The sequence below is a fragment of the Anaerolineae bacterium genome, from assembly GCA_014360855.1.
In the GTDB taxonomy this organism is placed as follows: domain Bacteria; phylum Chloroflexota; class Anaerolineae; order JACIWP01; family JACIWP01; genus JACIWP01.
In genome coordinates this window covers 1-3275 of sequence record JACIWP010000316.1, presented here as the reverse complement: position 1 = coordinate 3275, position 3275 = coordinate 1, and the positions used below count along the sequence as shown (strand labels likewise).

Here is a 3275-nt window from a genome sequence, read left to right as displayed (position 1 = left end):
TGAGGAACAGGCCGAACAGCGTCAGCAAAGTGCCGGGGCCGATACGGCCGCCTACCGCCGGGAACAGGAACGAGGCGACGATCATCCACAACAGATAGGCGAGGGTGATGGCGCCGATAATGGTGATGACGGGCACCTTGCCAAGCCGTAGCTTGACCAGCTTAGGGGCGACTTCAAACAGGTCCGGCTTGAGGAAGGGGAAGAGGGTCATAGCCGTGACTGGGATGAGCTGTGTACACACTGCGAAGAACACGAAGTTGAGCTGAGCGCCCATCACACCACCGGTGGCCGCATCGATGACGCCGATCTCCGCCAGGATGGTAATGAGGATGATCGCCACCACCGGGCTGTGGAGCTTGGGATGGATGGAGCAGACAGCCTCTGGGATCAGGCGGTCAAAGGACCAGGCGAAGACGATGCGGCTGCAGTAGAAGAAATAGGTCTGCGCCAGGTTGATGAGGGTGTACAGCCAGGCGAAAGCCACAATGAGCACCAGTGGGAAGCTGGGCTTCAGGATGGCGGCGTAGAAAGTGATCCACGGCATGGTCATCCCGGTGTAATCGCTCTGGCTGAGGTAGCTTTCCGCGGCGATCCACTCCAGCGGGACATGGCGCTGGAGCAGGATAGCGCCCAGGACGAAGATGGCCCAGGTCACGATGAGGGAGGCCCAGCTACCGATGAGCAGGGTGCGCTCGGTCTGCTTCACTTCGCCGGCGAAGAAAGTGGGGATGTAGTAGCCGTAGAAGATCCAGAAGCCCATGATCAGCCCGGCAAGTGTCATCACCGCTGGGCTGTATTCGAACTTCATACCGTACTGCTGAGCCAGGGCGATACGGCCCTCGTAACTGCCAGCGCCCATGAAGCGATCCCAGGCGGCAGGGAAGGAGCCCACTGGGGTGCTGCCGAGCTGATAATACAGGATCACCCATGCCAGGAGGCCCAGGAAGAATCCGACCTCCAGCACTCGCACGATGGTGCGCGTGGGGAGGATCATCAGGACGAACGTGATGGCCGTGCAAATGGTCCCCACGACGATGATGCCCGTAGTGCTGGCAGACCATTCAGCGATGCGGAGGAAGGATTCGTTCTGGAAGACGATGCCTATGGTCTGCGCGAACGTAGGAATAACGCTGGAGGGGATCCAGGCAATGAGGGAGCCGGCGACCATGCCGCTGAAGATGACCAGCGTCCAGCTTGCCGCAAAGGCCAGCGGCGGACTGAGAACGCGGCTGGCAAGGGTGTAATCTGCGCCGGAGCGCGGCATAGCGGCACCGATGTTGGCGTAGGTGTAGGCATGGAAGAGACAAAGGATCATGGCCACGGTCAGCACGCCAATGATGCTGCTGCCCGGCCATACGCCGGCAACCCAGGAGTACGGGATCAGCCCCGAGGAGGACAGGCTGATGCAGTGGACACCAAACACCATGGCACCGAAAACCCCGATGGTGCGGATCAACCCCGAGCTCTTGCGTGCGTAGAGTTTGCGATCGCTCACGCCGGCGGTGACATCAACTTCTGCCATCTTGTACAACCCTCCTTTCGAATCTTGCCACGCGGATCAGAGCAACCAATCGTCCATTGACTACGCCGTTTACGCTGTGGCTCTGCGGCATCACCTCCTTTCCGAACCTCTACAGGTCAAATTCCGTCTGAATGCGCACGTAATCACCGCGCACCAAATCCCGGCTGTATTGGATGGGGTTGTCCTTCTCATGGTACATGATCCGCGTGATGCGCAACAGTGGCGCGCCCGGCTCCACGCGCAGTTGCTGTGCGACTTCGTCCCGGGCGATGTCCGCTTCCACCGTCTGGGCGATGTGGGTGATGGGCAAATGGTAGCGCTGTACCAGCACGTCATAGATGGAGACCTTTTCCAGGTCGTATTCCTCCAATTCGGGGCAACATGAACATGGTACAAAGGAGCTTTCCACCACGGTGGGGATCCTGTTCGCCAGGTGGAGTTTGACCACACGATAGAGCAAATGTCCAACGTCCACGTGCAGGATTTCGGCAAGGCGTTTGCTGGCCGGCACTTGTATGAATTCCAGCAGTTGTGATGTATATGCGAGGCCGCGCCGGCGCATGGATTCCGCATGATCAATAAGCTCGCGCGCGTCGTAGAGCACTTTGGGCTTGGCCACATAGGTACCGGAACCATGCCGGCGTTCCAGCAAGCCATCGTTCACCAGCTCTGTGATCGCTCGGCGCACGGTCATGCGGCTGACTCCCAGCTCCTCGCTTAAATCCCGCTCCGAGGGTAACCGCGAGTCAGGCGGCAGACGTCCGGAGAAGATCTGCTCGGCCAGGTACTCCTGGATTTGCACATACAGCGGCTTATAAAGCTCGTTGGCCATATGTGGCAATTCGCACCTTTACATCATGCTCAGCCCCGCGCAACCCGGCTTCCCGTAAAAGTGGTAGGTGATACAGTGGTATAAGCATATACGCCAATAATATAGCACATTTCGGCGCAAATGTCAATACCTTTCACAAAATTGCTTTTTGAAGAAATGATTGTCGTGTATATAGTGGTATTAGAGCGTTATACCTACTACATATAGGCGTGCAGGAAAAGGGGGAGCTTACGGGAGCGATAGCGGCTCAACAAACAGGGCGCGTCAAGTAGACCACTTTCAGGGTTTTTCATTGTGCGGTTTCCAGGAACGCCGGCCTTGAGCCGGTGCATGCTTTCCGGTATAATGTGTTTGTGCGCCGGCAGAGGGGATATAGTTCGTTTGACGGAAAGGATGAAAAGGATGTTGAACAATCTACGCGCCCGCTGGCACCACTATCAGTCACAGCGCACTCTGGAACGTTTGGGTGCCTGGTATTCCCTGAGCTATCAGATATGGGATTTGTGCGGACAGGCTCTGCGCAATGAAAAGGTGGGGCAAAAGGAGGCAGGGTTTATCCTGGACCAGATTGACCGCACCATTTTTCGCCTGAACGACCAACCCTCCCCAGTGACCAGGGCCCTGCGCCGGCGGTTCCCGGAATTGGCCCGAGTGATCAACACCGCAACCGAAAATGTTTTCCACCTGCGCAACTACACCGCACTGTTCCTTATCCACTGCCAGGGACCCACACCGGCGGAGGCCACTCCTAGTGATGCGGAGTGCCTTTATTTCTATCAGCGCGCCATGGACAAGCACGGCCTGAAGGCGCTGGAAATCTGGCGCGAGCTGGAGCAACAGTTTGCTGCTATCCGTGAGGGTATGCGACAGCTTGAAATTGCCTGAAAGCGCCTCCCGCAGGACACAACCTGTGGGAGGCGC

Annotated in this window: 3 protein-coding genes; 1 reads left to right on the top strand and 2 read right to left on the bottom strand. The window is 57.7% G+C overall.

The window, feature by feature from the left end:
* Together H5T60_13300 and H5T60_13295 are read right to left on the bottom strand one after the other, a co-directional pair.
* The coding region (locus H5T60_13300) for an APC family permease (protein ID MBC7243406.1) at positions 1 to 1522 on the bottom strand (1522 nt) is incomplete at its 3' end.
* A gap of 109 nt (positions 1523 to 1631) precedes the next feature.
* Positions 1632 to 2354 carry a GntR family transcriptional regulator gene (locus H5T60_13295; protein MBC7243405.1) on the bottom strand — a complete coding sequence of 241 codons (723 nt, stop codon included), beginning with the start codon at positions 2352 to 2354 and terminating at the stop codon, positions 1632 to 1634.
* A gap of 402 nt (positions 2355 to 2756) precedes the next feature.
* Here H5T60_13295 and H5T60_13290 point away from each other — a divergent pair, with 402 nt between their 5' ends.
* Positions 2757 to 3239, top strand: coding sequence for a hypothetical protein (locus H5T60_13290; GenBank protein ID MBC7243404.1), 483 nt, complete (start codon positions 2757 to 2759; stop codon positions 3237 to 3239).
* Positions 3240 to 3275: the final 36 nt, after the last annotated feature.

Bases quoted from the DNA above. Each gene is read 5' to 3' on its own strand.
- H5T60_13295 (MBC7243405.1), bottom strand. From the start codon at position 2,354: ATGGCCAACGAGCTTTATAAGCCGCTGTATGTGCAAATCCAGGAGTAC.
- H5T60_13290 (MBC7243404.1), top strand. From the start codon at position 2,757: ATGTTGAACAATCTACGCGCCCGCTGGCACCACTATCAGTCACAGCGC.